At 62.2% G+C, this 598-nt stretch carries 1 pseudogene; it reads right to left on the reverse strand.

The features are described from left to right. Nucleotides 1–598 (reverse strand): annotated as a pseudogene (locus tag EN893_RS36960) (acyl CoA:acetate/3-ketoacid CoA transferase); the annotation flags it as partial.

A 598-nucleotide genomic window follows, 5' to 3' on the forward strand; every position in this document is an offset into this window, starting at 1 on the left:
ACTGCGCGCTTGCCCGAAAACGAGATGTGCTCGACTTCGTTGACCACCTTCTTGACCTTGCCCTCCTGATCGATGCGGATGCCGCCATCGGCCAATGAGAGTTTTGCCCCGGCGTTGAAGAAGCCGGAAAACACGATCTTCTTCGCCCGCGCGGTGATGTCGACAAAGCCGCCGGCACCAGCCGTGACATGCGGGCGCGCCGAAAGCTTCGAGACATTGACCGAGCCATGGCGGTCGATCTGCAGGAAGGACAATAGCGAGGCGTCGAAGCCGCCCGCCTGGAAATAAATGAACTGGTGCGGCGAGGGCATGAAGGCGTCGGCGTTCGACGAACAGCCGAATTTGAAGTCGAGCAGCGGCACGCCGCCGACCGCGCCCTGTTCGATCGCCCAGGTAATCTTGCCGTGCTGTCCTTCCTCGAGAAGGATGCGCGGGACATTGGCGGAAATGCCGAAGCCGATGTTGACGGCCATGCCGTCGCGCAACTCCATGGCGACGCGGCGCGCGATCACTTTCTGGACGTTCAGCTCCGGCGTGCGGAAGCTCGACAGCGGCCGGAAGATTTCTCCGGAGATCGCCGGGTCATAGGGTGTCAGCG

Origin of the sequence: Mesorhizobium sp. M7A.F.Ca.CA.004.04.2.1 (assembly GCF_004022825.1) — a bacterium.
Lineage (GTDB): Bacteria > Pseudomonadota > Alphaproteobacteria > Rhizobiales > Rhizobiaceae > Mesorhizobium.